General features: G+C 74.6%; 14 protein-coding genes and 1 pseudogene. 5 read left to right on the top strand and 10 right to left on the bottom strand.

Features of this window, described 5'->3' with window-relative positions:
• Positions 1-147 precede the first annotated feature (147 nt).
• The 6 genes from ACH4ZA_RS11620 to ACH4ZA_RS11595 form a co-directional block, all read right to left on the bottom strand.
• On the bottom strand, positions 148-1,425 hold the full coding sequence (locus tag ACH4ZA_RS11620; RefSeq protein WP_398429066.1) for an ABC transporter substrate-binding protein: 1,278 nt from the start codon (positions 1,423-1,425) through the stop codon (positions 148-150).
• The gene (locus ACH4ZA_RS11615; RefSeq protein WP_398429064.1) at positions 1,422-2,534 is read right to left on the bottom strand and encodes a branched-chain amino acid ABC transporter permease; all 1,113 of its coding nucleotides are present in this window, start codon (positions 2,532-2,534) and stop codon (positions 1,422-1,424) included. The genes ACH4ZA_RS11620 and ACH4ZA_RS11615 overlap by 4 nt, the downstream gene beginning before the upstream one ends.
• Complete coding sequence (locus tag ACH4ZA_RS11610; RefSeq protein ID WP_398429063.1) at positions 2,527-3,423, bottom strand: branched-chain amino acid ABC transporter permease; 897 nt, start codon at positions 3,421-3,423, stop codon at positions 2,527-2,529. Before ACH4ZA_RS11610 ends, ACH4ZA_RS11615 begins: the two co-directional genes overlap by 8 nt.
• The gene (locus ACH4ZA_RS11605; protein WP_398429280.1) at positions 3,420-4,184 is read right to left on the bottom strand and encodes an ABC transporter ATP-binding protein; all 765 of its coding nucleotides are present in this window, start codon (positions 4,182-4,184) and stop codon (positions 3,420-3,422) included. Before ACH4ZA_RS11605 ends, ACH4ZA_RS11610 begins: the two co-directional genes overlap by 4 nt.
• 71 nt (positions 4,185-4,255) lie before the next feature.
• Positions 4,256-5,038: an ABC transporter ATP-binding protein gene (locus ACH4ZA_RS11600; protein ID WP_398429062.1), complete on the bottom strand. Its 783-nt coding sequence runs from the start codon at positions 5,036-5,038 to the stop codon at positions 4,256-4,258.
• Positions 5,039-5,208: 170 nt separating this feature from the next.
• Entirely contained in the window at positions 5,209-6,567 is a 1,359-nt protein-coding gene (locus ACH4ZA_RS11595) for a PucR family transcriptional regulator (RefSeq protein WP_398429060.1), read from the bottom strand.
• 266 nt (positions 6,568-6,833) lie between these two features.
• Between ACH4ZA_RS11595 and ACH4ZA_RS11590 the strand changes: the two genes are divergently transcribed.
• From ACH4ZA_RS11590 to ACH4ZA_RS11580, 3 genes are all read left to right on the top strand, one after another.
• Positions 6,834-8,237, top strand: a complete 1,404-nt coding sequence (locus ACH4ZA_RS11590) for a diaminopimelate decarboxylase (protein WP_398429059.1) — start codon at positions 6,834-6,836, stop codon at positions 8,235-8,237.
• Positions 8,238-8,308: 71 nt separating this feature from the next.
• On the top strand, positions 8,309-8,632 hold the full coding sequence (locus ACH4ZA_RS11585; protein ID WP_398429058.1) for a hypothetical protein: 324 nt from the start codon (positions 8,309-8,311) through the stop codon (positions 8,630-8,632).
• 116 nt (positions 8,633-8,748) lie between these two features.
• Positions 8,749-9,639 (top strand): Gfo/Idh/MocA family protein, encoded by an 891-nt coding sequence (locus ACH4ZA_RS11580; protein ID WP_398429056.1) that lies wholly within the window; start codon positions 8,749-8,751, stop codon positions 9,637-9,639.
• Position 9,640: 1 nt separating this feature from the next.
• Here ACH4ZA_RS11580 and ACH4ZA_RS11575 read toward each other — a convergent pair whose 3' ends face one another.
• The gene (locus tag ACH4ZA_RS11575) at positions 9,641-9,976 is read right to left on the bottom strand and encodes a hypothetical protein (RefSeq protein WP_398429054.1); all 336 of its coding nucleotides are present in this window, start codon (positions 9,974-9,976) and stop codon (positions 9,641-9,643) included.
• Between the two features lie 72 nt (positions 9,977-10,048).
• Complete coding sequence (locus ACH4ZA_RS11570) at positions 10,049-10,936, bottom strand: GNAT family N-acetyltransferase (RefSeq protein WP_398429053.1); 888 nt, start codon at positions 10,934-10,936, stop codon at positions 10,049-10,051.
• 234 nt (positions 10,937-11,170) lie between these two features.
• Between ACH4ZA_RS11570 and ACH4ZA_RS11565 the strand changes: the two genes are divergently transcribed.
• Positions 11,171-12,262, top strand: a complete 1,092-nt coding sequence (locus ACH4ZA_RS11565) for a PP2C family protein-serine/threonine phosphatase (protein ID WP_398429052.1) — start codon at positions 11,171-11,173, stop codon at positions 12,260-12,262.
• Here the strand turns inward: ACH4ZA_RS11565 and ACH4ZA_RS11560 are convergent.
• Positions 12,219-13,196 (bottom strand): MMPL family transporter, encoded by a 978-nt coding sequence (locus ACH4ZA_RS11560; protein WP_398429279.1) that lies wholly within the window; start codon positions 13,194-13,196, stop codon positions 12,219-12,221. The genes ACH4ZA_RS11565 and ACH4ZA_RS11560 overlap by 44 nt on opposite strands.
• Before the next feature lie 141 nt (positions 13,197-13,337).
• Positions 13,338-14,465, bottom strand: a pseudogene (locus ACH4ZA_RS11555) (MMPL family transporter); the annotation flags it as partial.
• Between the two features lie 178 nt (positions 14,466-14,643).
• On the opposite strand from ACH4ZA_RS11555, the gene ACH4ZA_RS11550 reads away from it, so the two are divergent.
• On the top strand, positions 14,644-14,850 hold the full coding sequence (locus ACH4ZA_RS11550; protein ID WP_398429051.1) for a hypothetical protein: 207 nt from the start codon (positions 14,644-14,646) through the stop codon (positions 14,848-14,850).
• Positions 14,851-14,909 lie beyond the last annotated feature (59 nt).

Raw genomic sequence — 14,909 nt, 5'->3', positions numbered from 1 at the left:
GTGCGGGCGGGCAGGGAGAGATCCGGTGCGCCGGACGGTGATCGCGACGCACCGGACCTCTCCAGCCTGGCCCCGCCGTCGGCCGCGGGTCCAATGGAGATAACCGAACGCATTCAGCAGCGGGGCCGCTGAATCACCCGGGACCGGTCAGGAGCGGCCGGCCAGGTACTCCGTGACGCCCGGCGCCTGGTGCGCGTCCTCGACGCCCACCACGCCGCCGAGCGCCTCGGCGTCCGGCTTGAGCACGTAGGCGGACAGGGCGGCGGGCTTGGTGACGTCGGAGAAGTCCTGCGGCGAGCCGAGGCCGGTGTCGGCGTTCTTCTGCGCGCGGTGGGCCTTCACCACGTCCTCGCGGGCCAGGCTGCCTGCCGCACAGGCCTTCTTGAGGTCGGCGCCGAGCAGTTGCGCGGCGTTGTAGCCGGACAGTGTGCCGGCGTCCACCGGGGAGCCGGGGTACTTCTTGCCGTAGGCGGCGGCCATCCGCCGGACGCCGGGCAGGTCGGTGCTCACGGCGGGCGCCGCGCTCACCACGTTCAGCATGGCCAGCAGGGCCGGCGCCGCGGGCGTCTTCATCAGCTGGGGCGCGAAGCCGGGCGCGCTGCTGACTACGGGCACCCGCAGTCCGCGCGAGGCGGCGACCCCGACCAGCGAGGCCGTCTGCGCCGGACCCGCGCTGATCAGGACCGCTTTCACACCCGCCCTGCGCAGCGCGGACACCTGCGCCGACAGATCCGTGTCGGTCGCCTTGATCTTCTGCGGCACGATCGTGAGCCCGGCCCGCCCGGCCGCCCAGGTGGACCCTTCCAGGGCGTTGGCGCCGTAGTCGCCCTCGAAGTAGACATGGCCGACGGAGTCGCCCTTGGCCAGCCCCTTCGTCCGCGTGAGGAAGTCGACGGCGGTGATCATGTCGACGTCGTAGGTGGTGCCGATGACCTGGACGGCGTCCTTGCCGAGCAGGGAGGCGGCCCACGCCTGCGGGAAGGTCAGCAGGCGGTCGCGTTCGATGTCGTCGAGGAGGGCGGCGACCACGGGGGATCCGATGACCTGCGGCAGGGCGACGACGTCGGGGGCCAGGTCGGCGTAGGCGGTGACCGCCTTCTGCACGTCGTAGCCGTGGTCCTTGACCACGATCTCGACCTTGCGGCCGCAGACGCCGCCGGCCGCGTTCGTCTCGTCGGCCCACATCTGCTGGGCCTGCACGATGGACTTGCCGAGGGTCGCGTAGGGGCCCGTCAGGTCGGTGAGAGCGCCGAGCCTGAGGGTCTTGTCGGTCACTCCGGGGCCCTCCTTGACGCCGTCGGCGCCTTCGGAAGCGCCGCCGCCCCCGGCCTTGGAGCTGCAGCCGGTGGCCGTGACGAGCAGGGCCGCCAGCGCGGCGGCGAGGAGGGGGACATGGGCGCGGTGTCTGGACTGCGTGCGGTTCACGGGGTGGGCTCCTTGGCTCGGACAGCGGGGGCGGGCGGACGGTCATCGGCGGCCGGGGAGGCGGCGGCCGGCCGCAGACGCGCGCGGGTTCGGCGGATGAGGCCGCGCAGGCCGTCGGGGGCGTACAGCAGGACGAGGACGATGGCGGCGCCGTACAGGTAGCGCGCCGCCTCGGTCGGGCCGACTCCGCCGTCGCCGGTGCCGGGGGCGGTCACCAGCGGCAACTGGTCGGCGTAACGGGTCATCAGCAGGGGCAGAGCGGTGACGAACACGGCGCCCGCGGCGGCGCCGGCCACGGACCCCAGGCCGCCGATGACGATCATCGCCAGGTAGTCGACCGAGAGAGCCAGGCCGAAGTAGTCGGGGACCACCCGGCGGAAGGCCAGCGCGAGCAGGACACCGGCCAGGCCCGCGTACATCGACGACACGACGAACGCCGCCGAGCGGTGGCGGGCGACGTCGACGCCCATCACGGCGGCCGCGGTCTCGCTGTCGCGCAACGCCGTCAGGGCGCGTCCCGGGCGGCCGCGCAGCAGGCCGCGCGCCGTCCACCAGGTGCCGGCCAGCAGGACGAGCCCCAGGTACCAGAGGCGTTCCGCGCCGCCGAAGGGGACGCCGAGGACGACGAGCGAGGAGCCGTCACCGGCGAAGGAGAAGCCGCCGACGGTCAGCGGCGGCACCGAACGGCCGTTGTAGCCGCCGGTGACGGAGTCGGCGGTGAGCAGCACGTGGTGGCCCAGGAAGACCAGGGCGAGCGTGGCGACGCCCAGGTAGACGCCACGCACCCGCCCGGCGACGGGGCTGAAGAGCCCGCCGGCCGCCCCGGCCAGCAGCACCGCGAGGAGCGCGGCGAGCACGGGCGGCAGCCCGGGGCCCGGGTCGCCGGCCAGCCAGGTGTAGCCGTAGGCGCCCACGGCGAGGAAGAAGGCGTGGCCCAGGGAGAGCTGGCCGGCGGCTCCGGTGAGCAGGCCGAGGCCGACGGCGCCGATGGCGGCGGCCATGGAGAACAGGCCGATGCGCAGCCAGAAGGCGTCGAGGTAGAAGGGCGGCGCGCACAGCAGCAGAGCCGCCAGGAGCGCGCCCGCGCCCTTGGGGATGCGTTCAGACACGTGCCGCTCCCTTCGCCCCGAACAGCCCGGTGGGGCGCACCAGCAGGACGGCGACCATCACCGCGTAGGGCGCGACGTCGCCGAACCCCTCGCCCAGGACGTGCAGTTCGGACTGGTAGCCGGCGGCCAGGGCCTCGGTCAGGCCGATGAGGAGGCTGCCCGCGAGGGCGCCGGGCGGCGAGGCGAGTCCGCCGAGGATCGCCGCCGGGAAGGCGTTCAGGGCGATCTGGCCGGTGGTCCGCTCCAGTCCGGGAGCGGGGAACGCGGCGAGGAACACGGCCGCCAGGGCGGCGAGGGCGCCGGCCAGGCACCAGGCGAGCGTCCGCACCCGGCTCAGCCGCACTCCCATCAGGGCCGCGGCCTCGGTGTCCTCCGCGGCGGCCCGCAGCGCGAGGCCCCAGGACGTGAACCGGAACAGGGCGAAGACGCCGCCGATGGCCAGCGCGGAGACGACGATCGCGGCGATCCTGCTGTCGGCGACGGTCACGGAGCCGAGCCGGGTCACGGAGTCGCCCCAGGGGTCGCCCAGGGTGAGCAGATCGCCGCCGATGCGCCGGGACAGGTCGGTCAGCAGCACGATGTCGACGCCGATGGTGACGATGGTCTGCACATGGGCGGCCCCGGGGTCGGGGGCGACGCGCTGCAGCAGCAGCCGGTCCAGGGCGCCGGCGAGCGCCGCGGTCGACAGGACGGACACCGCGAGCGCGGCGGCGAATCCCAGGTCGTCGTGGAGGACGGCGGTCAGGTAGCCGCCGAACAGCAGCAGGGATCCGTGGGCGAAGTCGAGCACGCCCGACGCCTTGAAGATGACGACGAAGCCGAGCGCGACCAGGGCGTAGACCGCGCCGAGGGCCAGACCCGCGAGGACGCTGTCGAGGAAGGCGGTCATGCGGTGTCCTCTCCGGGGACGCCGAGGTAGGCGCGCAGCACCTCGGGGTGTGCGCGCACCTCGTCGGGGGAGCCGTGGGCGAGCGTCCGGCCGAAGTCGAGGACCGTGACCTCGTCGGCGAGACGCATGACCAGGCCCATGTCGTGCTCCACGAGCAGCACGGACAGGCCGAGTTGCGCGCGGACGGCGGCGATCGCCTCGGCCGTGCGGGCGCGTTCGGAGCCGTTCATGCCGGCCACCGGCTCGTCGAGGAGCAGCACCCTCGGCTCCAGGCACAGGGCGCGCGCGAACTCCACGCGTTTGCGGTCGCCGTAGGACAGCAGGGCGACGGGGGTGTCGAAGTGGGCGGCGAGGCCGGTGAGTTCGGCGATCTCGCGGGCGCGTTCGCGGTGCGCCCGCTGTTCGCGCACGGCCCGGGGCAGACGCAGGGCGCTCGCGGTGAAACCGGCCCGCGACAGGGCGTGCCGGCCGAGCATCAGGTTGTCGGCGACGGTGCCCTCGGTGGTGACGATGTTCTGGAAGGTGCGGGCGACGCCGAGTGCGGCGATCCGGTGCGGGGCGAGTCCGGTCAGTTCGACGTCCCCGAGCCGGACCCGTCCGGACTCCGGGCGGCACAGGCCCGACAGGACGTTGAAGCAGGTGGACTTCCCCGCGCCGTTGGGCCCGATGAGAGCGTGCACGGAGCCCGGCGCGACGGTCAGGGAGACGGCGCCGAGGGCGGTCAGGCCCGCGAAGCGCACGGTGACGTCCTCGACGTGCAGGACGGGGGGCGGCGGCCGGTCGCCCGTGAGGCCCCGGGCGGCGCATGCGGCGCGTTCGGTGCGGGCGGCGTTCACGCGGCCCCCTGGTCGCCGGCCGGGTCGCCGAGGTAGAGGCGGCGTACCGCGTCCGTGCGGGCGAGCTCGTCGGCGGGCCCGGACAGCCGGACCTCGCCCACCTCGAGGACGTGGGCGTGGCCGGCGAGGGAGAGCGCCATGCCCGCGTTCTGCTCGACCAGCAGGACGGACGTGCCCTGGGCGTTGATCTCCCGGATCACCTCGACGATCCGGTGCACCATGCGCGGAGCGAGACCGAGGGAGGGTTCGTCGAGCAGCAGCAGCCGGGGCGCGGCCATCAGCGCACGGCCGATGGCCAGCATCTGCTGCTCGCCGCCGGACAGCAGCCCGGCCGCCTGCCGCCCGCGTTCGGCGAGCACGGGGAAGAGGGTGTGCACCCGCTCCCGTGCCTCGCGGACCTGTCCGGGCGGGCGCCGGCCGGGGCCGAGGCCCCCGGTGCGCAGGTTCTCCTCCACGGTCAGTCCGGCGAAGACCCGGCGGCCCTCCGGGACCTGCACGACGCCGGCCCGTACGGCCGCGACGGGGTCACGGCCGTCCAGGACCGTGCTCCCGTAGCGGATCAGGCCGGCCGTGACGGCGCCGCGGTGCAGCCGGAGGGTGCCCGAGACGGCCCGCAACAGCGTGGACTTGCCGGCGCCGTTGGCGCCCAGCAGGGCCACCACCTCGCCGTGCGGGACGGTCAGGGACACGGAGCGCAGGGCCGACAGGGCCCGCCCGTACGTCACGTCGAGGCGTTCGACGTGCAGGGCGGGCCGCTCCTGCGGGGGTGCCTGGGGCATCGCGGCTCCTCGGGACCGTGCCCGTGGGCAACGGCGTTCGGGGGAAGGGGAGCTCACGACAGCACGGCGGACGAGGGGCGGTACAGGCTCGGCGGCGGGGTCGCTGCGCGCGACCAACGCGGGGCGGGGCGGCTTGTGCGGCTGCCCAGGCGCGGTCGGTCCGCGCCGGGTCAGCGGGGGTACAGACCCCGCGCCGTCAGGGCGAGGCCGACCTCCATCAGGTCGGCCGGCCGGGCCAGTGACCTGCCCGTCAGCTGCTCGTAACGGCGCAGGCGGTTGAGGACGGTGTTGCGGTGGCAGTACAGCCGCTCCCCCGCCCGTTGCGCGGAGCCGTCGCAGGCCAGCCATGCGGCGAGGGTGTCGAGCAGGACGGCCTCGTCGGCGGGCTCCAGGTTCCCGAGCGGCCCGAGGGCCCGCTCGACGAGCGCCGCGCCCAGATCGGGGGCGGAGACCACGAGCGCGGCCGGGAGGTGTTCGGTCAGCCGGATGGCGCCGCCGGTCGGGGGGCACAGGCCCAGCGCGACGTCCGCGAGCCGGCGAGCTTCGCCGACGGCGGCCAGTCCCGTCACGGCCGTGCTGACGCCCGTCCGCGCGGTGCGCGCGGACGGCGCGACGTCGGCCGACCCGGTCCTGCTCCCGGCTCCGGCACCGCCGCCTCCGGTGGCGGCGGTGGGCGGCCGCTCGTGGCCGGACCGGCCGACCGCCCCGGCGTCTGCGTCCGCGTCCAGCAGGACGATGCCGTAGTCCACCTCGACGCCGGTGTGCCAGTACACGCGGGCGCCCCGCGTGAGGGCGGCCCGGGCCCCGGCTCCGTCGGTGGGGCAGCCGGCCGTCACCGCCGCCACGACGTACCGCCCCTCCTCGGGGAGGTCCAGCGCCTGCGCGGTCTCCGGCAGGTCGGCGATGCGGCTGGCCCCGTCCAGCAGGGCGCCGGCCAGCACCCGCAGCCGGTTCTCGCGCCGCCAGGCGAGCTGCCGTTCCACCTGGCGGTAGGCGTCCGCGACGAGGGTGCAGTGTTCGTCGACGAAGTGCCACACGTCGGTCGCGACGTGCACGAGCAGCCGCACGTCCTCGGGAGCGGTCCGGGCGGTCTCGTCGATGAGGCCCTGCCACACCAGGGACCCGCCCAGCCGGAAGGCGTGCAGCAGGGCGTCCAGCGGCAGGCCCTGCTCCGCCCGGCCGGCGCCGATCCGCCACGAGCACCGGCGGGCCGCGTCCCGGCTGCCGCGCGGGTCCAGCAGCGAGGACACACTGTGCCGCAGCGACCGGTGCACCTCCTGCCAGGTGGCGGTGGGGTCGCACGTCACAGCCACGCGGTAGGCGGGCTCCTGCTCCTGCAGGACGGTGACCAGCCGGTCGGTGAGTCCGGCGAGGTCCTCCAGCAGCACCCGGGCGGCCCGGTGCAGGACCCGCAGGGCGTCTGCGTCGATCAGTGACCGGGCGGCCTGCGGGCGCGGCCGGGGCGCGGGCGCGGCCGGGGCGTCCGCCGCGGGACGGAACACGTTCCGTGACCGTAGGGCGTGATGCATCGCGGTCCTCCCCCGGGGCCGCTGCCCCGCCGTCCGACTCGTCCTGCCTCCGAAGGATGGCATACCGTCCGGTCGGTCCCTAGGGGTGTGCAGTCTTCTTTTCGGCCCGAGGGGCCGTCCCGGTGACCGTTCGGGCGGTCACGCGCGAGGGGACGCGCGTCGCGGGGAAGACGTTCACTAGGGCAGCAGAGACGGCCCCTGGTCCGTCCCCGCCCGCCCCCGCCCGGCCTCGCCCCGGCCCGCCCCTTCCGAAGGAGACCGCAGACGTGCCGAGCCCAGACGTGCCGACCCCGGACGCGCAGAGTCCCGCCGAGAACCGGCGGACCGGCGGCGCCCCGCTCACCCCCGTCACCCCCGTCGCGCTGATCGTCCGCCGGGCCGTCGCGGAGGGACTGCTCGGCGAGGGCCGGCCGGTCGCCGGGTTCATGGACGTGCGGGGGGTGCGCCGCAGCGTGGCCGCGCTGCACGAGGCGTTCGCCGGCACGCCGGACGTGCTGCACGCGTTCGCCGCCAAGGCCTGTCCGCTGGTGCCCGTGCTGCGCCTGCTCGCCGACGCGGGCATGGGCTGCGAGGTGGCCAGTCCCGGCGAGCTGCGGCTCGCGCTGGACGCCGGGTTCGCCCCCGCGCGCATCGTGCTGGACTCGCCCGCCAAGACCCGCGGAGAGATCCGCGAGGCCCTCTCCCTGGGCGTGGCGCTCAACGCGGACAACCTCGACGAGCTCGACCGGATCGACGCCCTGCGCCCTGCCGACTGCCCGTCCGTGCTCGGGCTGCGGGTGAATCCGCAGGTCGGCGGCGGAACCATCGGCGCGATGAGCACGGCGACCGCGACCTCCAAGTTCGGCGTGGCGCTGCGCGACCCCGGGGCCCGCGACCGGGTCGTCGAGGCGTTCGCGCGGCGGCCGTGGCTGACCCGGCTGCACGCGCACGTGGGCTCGCAGGGCTGCCCGCTGCCGTTGATCGCGGAGGGCCTCGCCGCCACGCACCGGCTCGCCGAAGACGTCAACGAGCGTGTCGGCCGCCGTCAGGTGACCAGTCTCGACCTGGGCGGCGGCCTGCCGGTGAACTTCGCCGGCGACGCGGTCACGCCCACCTACGCCGACCACGTCGCCGCGCTCACCGCCGCGGAGCCGGCGCTGCTGGACGGCCGCTACCAGGTGGTCACCGAGTTCGGCCGGTCCCTGATCGCCAAGAACGGCTTCACCGCGGCCGTCGTCGAGTACGTCAAGGACGCCGGCGGCCGGCGGGTCGCGCTCACCCACGCGGGCGGACAGGTCGCCACCCGGACCGTCCTCATGCCGGACGCCTGGCCGCTGCGGATCTCCGCGTTCGGCCCGGACGGCCTGCCCAAGCGGACGCCGCTCGTGCGGCAGGACGTCGCCGGGCCGCTCTGCTTCGCGGGGGACGTGGTGGCGCACGACCGGCCGCTGCCCGCGCTCGCCGAAGGGGACCTGGTGGTGCTCCACGACACGGGCGGCTACTACTTCTCGGCGCACTGGGCGTACAACAGCCTGCCGCGGCCCGCGGTGTACGGCGCTCTGATCGACGAGGACCGTGTCGCGTTCGCCGTGATCCGTCCGGCGCAGTCGGCGCGGGAGATCTCCGCGGAGAACGGTCTGGCGCAGGCCGACGCCCTGCTCACGGGTTTCGACGGGCCGTTTCGCCACTGACGGCGTCCCGGCAGGCATCAGCGGCCCGAAACGGAGCACTCGCCAGGTGGTCGCCTGCCGAGGAGGGAACCGTGCTCTGGGTCGCCGTACTGCTCCTGCCGATGCTGTCCGCCCTGCTGGCGGTGATGGACCGGGTCGAGACCCGTCTGCTCGCCCCGGCTCCCGCCCACCGGCGTCACGCCTCGCCCCGGCGTCGGCTGCGCCTGATCCGAGGCGGCGCGTCCGACGCTCCGGCAACGGTCGTCCCGGCAGCCGTCGCCCCGGCGCCCGGCGCCGCCTCTCCGGGAGTCCCGGCGCCCGACACCCGGGCAGGGGACGCCCGGTCCGAGGTCCCGTCGACGTCCGAGGTCCCCGCGGCCGGTCGTGTCCTGCCGTCGGAGGCCCGGGCCGCCTGATCCCGCAGGGCGGACCGGGGGGTGACCGGGCCGCAGGGGGTGTGCGAGGCTCACGTCGGCGTGTGCGACGAGCGGGTCTCCGCGTCACCGGCCGTCTTTTTCAGGGAGTCAACGGTATGCGCATCGGTCTGCTCGGCACCGGCCCCTGGGCGCGGATGGTGCACGCCCCCGTCCTCGCCGCCCACGAGGACGTCGACCTCGTCGGCGTCTGGGGACGGCGTGTCGAGGCCGCGAAGGAGCTGGCCGGCCGTCACGGCGCCCGGCCCTACGACGACGTCGACGCCCTGCTCGCGGACGTGGACGCGGTGGCCGTCGCCCTGCCGCCGGACGTCCAGGGCCCCCTCGCCGTGCGGGCCGCCGGAGCCGGCTGTCATCTGCTGCTGGACAAGCCCGTCGCCACGACGGCGGCGGGAGCGCGGGCCGTGGTGCGGGCGGCCGAGCGTGCGGGGGTCGCCTCGGTGGTCTTCTTCACCACCCGGTTCGTGCCCGAGGCCGACGCCTGGATCGCCGAGCAGGCGGGCGTCGGAGGCTGGTTCACCGGTCACGCCGAATGGGTCGGGGACGTCTTCCACGCGGAGAGCGACAGTCCGTTCGGCACGCCCTGGCGCGGGGAGAAGGGCGCCCTGTGGGATGTGGGCCCGCACGCGCTGTCGGTGCTGCTGCCGGTGCTGGGGGACGTCCGCCGGGTGTCGGCCGCGGCCCACGGCCCCGGCGACACCGTGCATGTGGTCCTGGCCCACGCGGGCGGCCCCTCCAGCACCCTGACGCTGAGTCTCACGGCGCCGCCCGCGGCGGCCGGCGCGGGCGTCGAGTTCCGTGGCACCGCGGGGGTGCGCCGGCTCCCGCAGGGCGACGCGGACGCCTGCCACGCCTTCGCCCGGGCCGCGGACGCCCTCCTCGGCGCGGCCCGCGACGGGCGCCCCCATCCCTGCGACGCCGCCTTCGGCCTGCGTGTCACCGAGATCCTCGCGGACGCCGAGTCCCTGCTGGCGGACTCGGCACGCTGACTCACGTCCCCTCGAAGGGCTCGTCGCTCCAGCGGAACCACGCCTCGCCGCCGCTGACGTGCAGCAGGAACTCCGCGACGGGACCGCGCGGCGAGACCAGCGACACCCGCCGCCGGATCTCGTCGTAGGCCCCTTCCCACTCCTCCCACAGCTCGTCCCGGTCCTGCTCCGCCAGAGCCAGCTCCCGGGCGAACAGGGCGGCGACGGCGGCGTGACCCGGTCCCGGCGAGAAACGCCCCGACAGCCAGGGGAAGTCGGCCTCGGCGACGACGATCTCGCCGACGTCCTCTCCCCCGTGCACATCGCGCACGAGCCAGACCTCGCCCTCGAACCCCATCACGCCCTCCGTCCCCCCGCGTCCGATCGGACCACCGGGGTCAGCCTGCCACCGGGGTACGACAGCCGACCGTCAGCCGAGCCGGAAGTTGACGCGCTCACGGACCACCGGATAGCCCGCCTTCGCGAAGTGGGCCGCCATCGGGTGGTTGGTCCGGTCGGTGGCCGCGGCGATGAACTCCGCGCCCCGTGCGGCGAGATGGTGCGTGCATTCGGAGAGCAGGTCGTAGGCGTAGCCGTGTCCGCGGTGTTCCGGCAGCACCCCGACGAAGCCGACGCACGGACCGGACGGGTTGTGCGCCGGGACGTGGATCCCCGCCAGCGAGCCGTCCGCGGTGCGGGCCGTCTGCCACCACTCGCGTGGGGACGGGCACCAGCGGAAGAAGTCGATCTCCTGCTGGGCGGCCAGGTCGAGCCCGCCCTCGGCCACGGCCTTCAGCGCGTGGGCGTCGAGGGTGTCGGAGTGGATGCGGCGCAGGGCGTCGAAGAAGACCGCCTCGTCGGGCTCGGGTGCGAAGTGCAGCCGTCCGGGCCGCTCGGGCAGCCCGCAATCCGGGGTCCAGCGGTAGACGAAGCGTTCCACCAGCGGGGTGTGGCCGGCCGCGCGGGCCGCCGCGCACCGGGCCTCGACGGCGGCCCGCACGGCGGGGTCCGCTCGCCAGTCGCCGGGCATGACCAGCTCCAGACCGACCCGCCAGGGCGCGGTGCGCAGGAGTTCCGCGCCCGCCGCCTCCTCGCCGTCGGCGAAGTCGAACCACTCGACCGTCAGCGGCTCGGTGTCGTCGGGCCCGCCCCACCAGGCGGCGCGGGCGACGACCCGCCCGTCGCGCAGGGCGACCCGCTTCCAGTGCGGCCGGTACGTGGCATGGCGGAACGCCTCGGCGGCGCGCAGCGGGTCGGGCAGGGTGTCGAAGAGATGGACGTCGCTCTCGTCGAGAGCGCGGATGACCAGATCGGTCACGGATTCCTCCGGGTCGCGTACGGCATGGGGCGCGCTCCCGGGGGCGTCGGACGGACGTCAGACGCGGCACGCCCAGGTCACGGGGCGGGAGCGCGGATCACGTGTGGACTGCATGGCGCTCGCCTCCTTCCGTGGGTGTCCGAGCGTGCGCCCCCACGGTAGGAGTCCTCCCTCGACGGCGTCCACCGGATTTCCCGGCGTGCGCCGGGCGGGTGCGAGGGGGAGCGTGGGGGTGTGGGAGCACAGGACGGGGAGCGGCGGGGCTGGCTGCGGGGCGCACCGCCGCCCCGCTGGGTGCGGGCGCTGCCGCTGCTGCTGGTGGCGGGCGTGTGCGTCGCCACGCTGGTCAGTCCGAGTCCGCTGGACATCGGCTTCCTGCTGGGCGCGATCCCGCCGCTGGCGGTGCTGTCCTACGGCCCCGCGGTGACCGCGGCGCTCGGCGCGGCCGTGATCGTCATGCTCGACGTGCCCGCGTTCCAGCTCGACCGGCCGGGGCAGACCGACGTGCTGACGGTGTTCTTCGTAGCGGTGCTGAGCGTGTTCGTGGCGTTCGTGCGCCGCCGCCGGGACGTCCAGCTGGACACCGAGCGCACCATCGCGGTGGCGACTCAGCGCGCCTTGGCGCCGCCGGTGCCCGAACGGGTCGGGCCGGTGCGGTGCGCCGGACTGTACCGGGCGGCGCAGCGCGGGACGCTGGTGGGCGGGGACTTCTTCGACGTGCGCGAGAGCGCCCACGGGGTGCGGGCGGTGCTGGGGGACGTGCAGGGGCACGGGCTGGCGGCGGTGGCGACGGTGTCCTCGCTTCTCGGGGCGTTCCGGGAGGCGGTGCTCGACCAGCCGGACCTGGAGTCGGTGGCGGCCCGCCTGGACCGCAGGCTGGTGGTGGACTCGGCGCGGGTGGCGCACGCCGAACTGTTCGCCACGGCCGTCCTGGTGGAGTTCACCCCGGACGCGGACGCCGTGCGCGTCGTCGCCTGCGGGCATCCCCCGCCGCTGCTGCTGCGCGACGGCACGGTCTCCGAGGTGGACGTCGTGCCGTGGACGCCGCTGGGGCTGGGCCTGCCGGAGGGCGCGCCGGTCAGCGCGCGCGTCGTGCCGTTGCGCCCCGGCGACCGGCTCTTCCTCGCCTCCGACGGCGTCTCGGAGGCGAGGGACGCCGCCGGGGTGTTCTACCCGCTCGTGGACCGGCTGCCCGCGCTGGCGGCCGGCGCCGACCCGGCGACGACGGCCGGCCGGGTGTGGACGGACGTGTCGCGCCACTGCCCCGACGTCCGTGACGACGTCACGATGCTGGTCCTCGCGCCGATCCCGGCGGCGGCCCGCTGACGGTGTCCGCGTCGCCCTCGGCGTCGATGTGCGGCAGGATCCGGTCCAGCCACCGCGGCGTCCACCAGGCGTGCGACCCCAGCAGGGTCATCACGGCGGGCACCATGAGCAGCCGTACCACGGTCGCGTCGATCAGCACGCTGACCGCGAGTCCCAGGCCCAGCATCTTGACGACGATGTTGTCGCTGATGATGAAGGCCGCGAACACGCTCACCATGATCAGGGCCGCGCAGGTGATGACCCGGGCGGTGATCTCCAGGGCGTGGGCGACGGAGTCCTTCGCGTTCCCGGTGCGCAGCCAGGCCTCGTGCACCCGGGACAGCAGGAAGATCTCGTAGTCCATGCTGAGGCCGAAGATGATCGCGAACATCATCATCGGCACATAGCTCTCGATGGGCACGTCCCCGTTGACTCCCAGCGCGGGTCCGCCCCAGCCCCACTGGAAGACGGCGACGACGACTCCGTAGGAGGCGGTGATGGACAGGACGTTCAGGACGGCGGCCTTGACCGCGACGAGCAGGCCGCGGAACACGGCGAGGATGATGAGGAAGGCGAGGCCGACGACCACGCAGATGATCAGCGGGAGCCGGCTGGCGACGATGTCGCGGAAGTCGACCTGGGCGGCGGTGGTGCCGGTGACGTAGCCCTTGGCATCGTAGCCGGAGACCGCGTCGGGCAGCGTCGTGTCCTTGAGCCGGTTGGTCAGGCCGGTGGTGACGGCGTCCTGCGGCGCCTGGGTCGAGTAGACGGTGCCGATCAGCACGTCGCCGTCCTGGGTGGGCGTCAGCGGGGTGACGGTGGCCGCGTCAGGCACGGCGTTCAGCGTCTTCTGCGCCTGGGACTGCAGGGCGGAGCGTTTGTCGGAGGGGACGGACGTCTGGTCGACGACGATCGTGAGGGGGCCGTTGGAGCCGGGTCCGAAGGCGTCGGTCATCAGGTCGTAGGCGCGCCGGTCGGTGAAGGACGTCGGGTCGGCGCCGTCGCCGATGTGGCCGAGCTGGATGGAGAAGACGGGGATGGCGAGGACGGCGATGACGGCGACCCCTCCCCCTAGGTACTGCCAGGGTCTGCGTTCGACCCGTTTGGCGTACCGGTGCCAGGTGCCGTGCGGGGTGGCGCCGGGTTCGGCGTCGGTCTCGGCGACGGGTCTGCGCACATGCCAGCGGTCGATGCTGCGGCCGATGAGCCCGAGCATGGCGGGCACGAGGGTGAGCGCCGCGATCACGGCGGAGACGACGGTGACGGCGGCGGCGACGCCGAGTTTGCCGATGAAGGAGACTCCGGACGCGTAGAGGCCGGCCAGCGCGATGATCACGGTGGTGCCGGAGACCAGGACGGCGCGGCCGCTGGTGGCGGTGGCGTGGCCGGCCGCCTCGGCGGGATCCGCGCCGTCGATCAGGCTCTGCCGGTGCCGGGTGATGAGGAACAGGGCGTAGTCGATCCCGACGCCAAGGCCGATCATGGTGGCGAGGGTCGGGGAGACCGTCGCGAAGGTGAACGCGGCGGCCAGCAGCCCGAGGACGGCGAGACCTCCGACGACCCCGATCAGCGCGGTGATCAGGGGCAGTCCGGCCGCGATGACGCTGCCGAAGCCGACGAGCAGGACGACGACGGCGACCGCGAAGCCGATCCCCTCGCTGATGAAGTCGTTGGCCTTGGGCCGGGCCAGTTCGCCGAGCGAGCCGCCGTACTCGACGTCGGCGCCGGCCGCCCGCAGCGGCTGCACGGCCTTGTCCACGCCGTTCAGGTAGGCGTCGCCCAGGGTGTTGGGCTGCTGGCTGAACCGGATGGTGATGTAGCCGGTCTTGCCGTCGCTCGACACCGGGCCGACCTTGGTGGGGCTCTGCGAGAGGGGGTTCTGCACGGACAGGACATGGGGCAGCTTCTGCAGGTCGCCGACCGCGGTGGACATCTGCGAACTCAGCGCGGCGAGCGCCTGCGCGTCGTCGTGCATGACGATCTGCGCGCTGTATCCGCCGGCCTGCGGGTCGTGCTCCTGGAGGACGTCGAGCCCTTTCTGGGACTGCGTGTCCGAGAGCGCGAAATCGTCCTCGAAGGTGCCGCCGACGGCTCGGTCGACCACCTGGAAGGTGACCAGCGCCACCAGCCAGGCGATGATCACGACGAGGAAGTGGCGGGCGCACCAGGCGCCGAGTCTGCGCAGTGCCCCCCGTTGGGGTTTCCCGGCAGTGGTGGGTTCCATGAGCTGGGCCTTCCATGCCGTGCGGGGTCACCGCACAGTGGTTGGGTCGCCCCGACACAGCCCATTACACGCCCGCACGATCACCGCGGCATCTCGGACGGGGATGATCGGGATTGCGGGGCGCGGCCGCAGGATGAATGGTGTTAGTACATTCCTTCGGACGCGAGGAGCAGACACCATGCCGACGTCACAGCCCGGCGCCGCCCGGCCCTCGCCGGACCGCGCCACCCCGGACAGCCTGCTCCACACCCGCACCGGGACCGAGGTCTCGCCGGAGGACATGGTCCTCGCCACCGGCCGCGACCTCACCCCGCGCAACCTCGCGTGGGCCCGGCGCAAGCTCGACGAGGAGGGTCCCGGCGCGATCGAGAAGGTGCTCCCCTAGTACCGCCCTCGGCACCTCCGCCAAGACGGCCGACGGAACCCGCGCCGCAATCCGCGCCG

This window comes from Streptomyces sp. NPDC020597, assembly GCF_044335095.1.
Lineage (GTDB): Bacteria > Actinomycetota > Actinomycetes > Streptomycetales > Streptomycetaceae > Streptomyces.
The sequence above is the reverse complement of the archived record's forward strand: the minus strand, read 5'-3'. Positions and strand labels throughout refer to the sequence as shown.

Bases quoted from the DNA above. Each gene is read 5' to 3' on its own strand.
- ACH4ZA_RS11610 (WP_398429063.1), bottom strand. From the start codon at position 3,423: ATGACCGCCTTCCTCGACAGCGTCCTCGCGGGTCTGGCCCTCGGCGCG.
- ACH4ZA_RS11600 (WP_398429062.1), bottom strand. From the start codon at position 5,038: ATGCCCCAGGCACCCCCGCAGGAGCGGCCCGCCCTGCACGTCGAACGC.
- ACH4ZA_RS11595 (WP_398429060.1), bottom strand. From the start codon at position 6,567: ATGCATCACGCCCTACGGTCACGGAACGTGTTCCGTCCCGCGGCGGAC.
- ACH4ZA_RS11580 (WP_398429056.1), top strand. From the start codon at position 8,749: ATGCGCATCGGTCTGCTCGGCACCGGCCCCTGGGCGCGGATGGTGCAC.
- ACH4ZA_RS11575 (WP_398429054.1), bottom strand. From the start codon at position 9,976: ATGGGGTTCGAGGGCGAGGTCTGGCTCGTGCGCGATGTGCACGGGGGA.
- ACH4ZA_RS11560 (WP_398429279.1), bottom strand. From the start codon at position 13,196: ATGACCGACGCCTTCGGACCCGGCTCCAACGGCCCCCTCACGATCGTC.
- ACH4ZA_RS11550 (WP_398429051.1), top strand. From the start codon at position 14,644: ATGCCGACGTCACAGCCCGGCGCCGCCCGGCCCTCGCCGGACCGCGCC.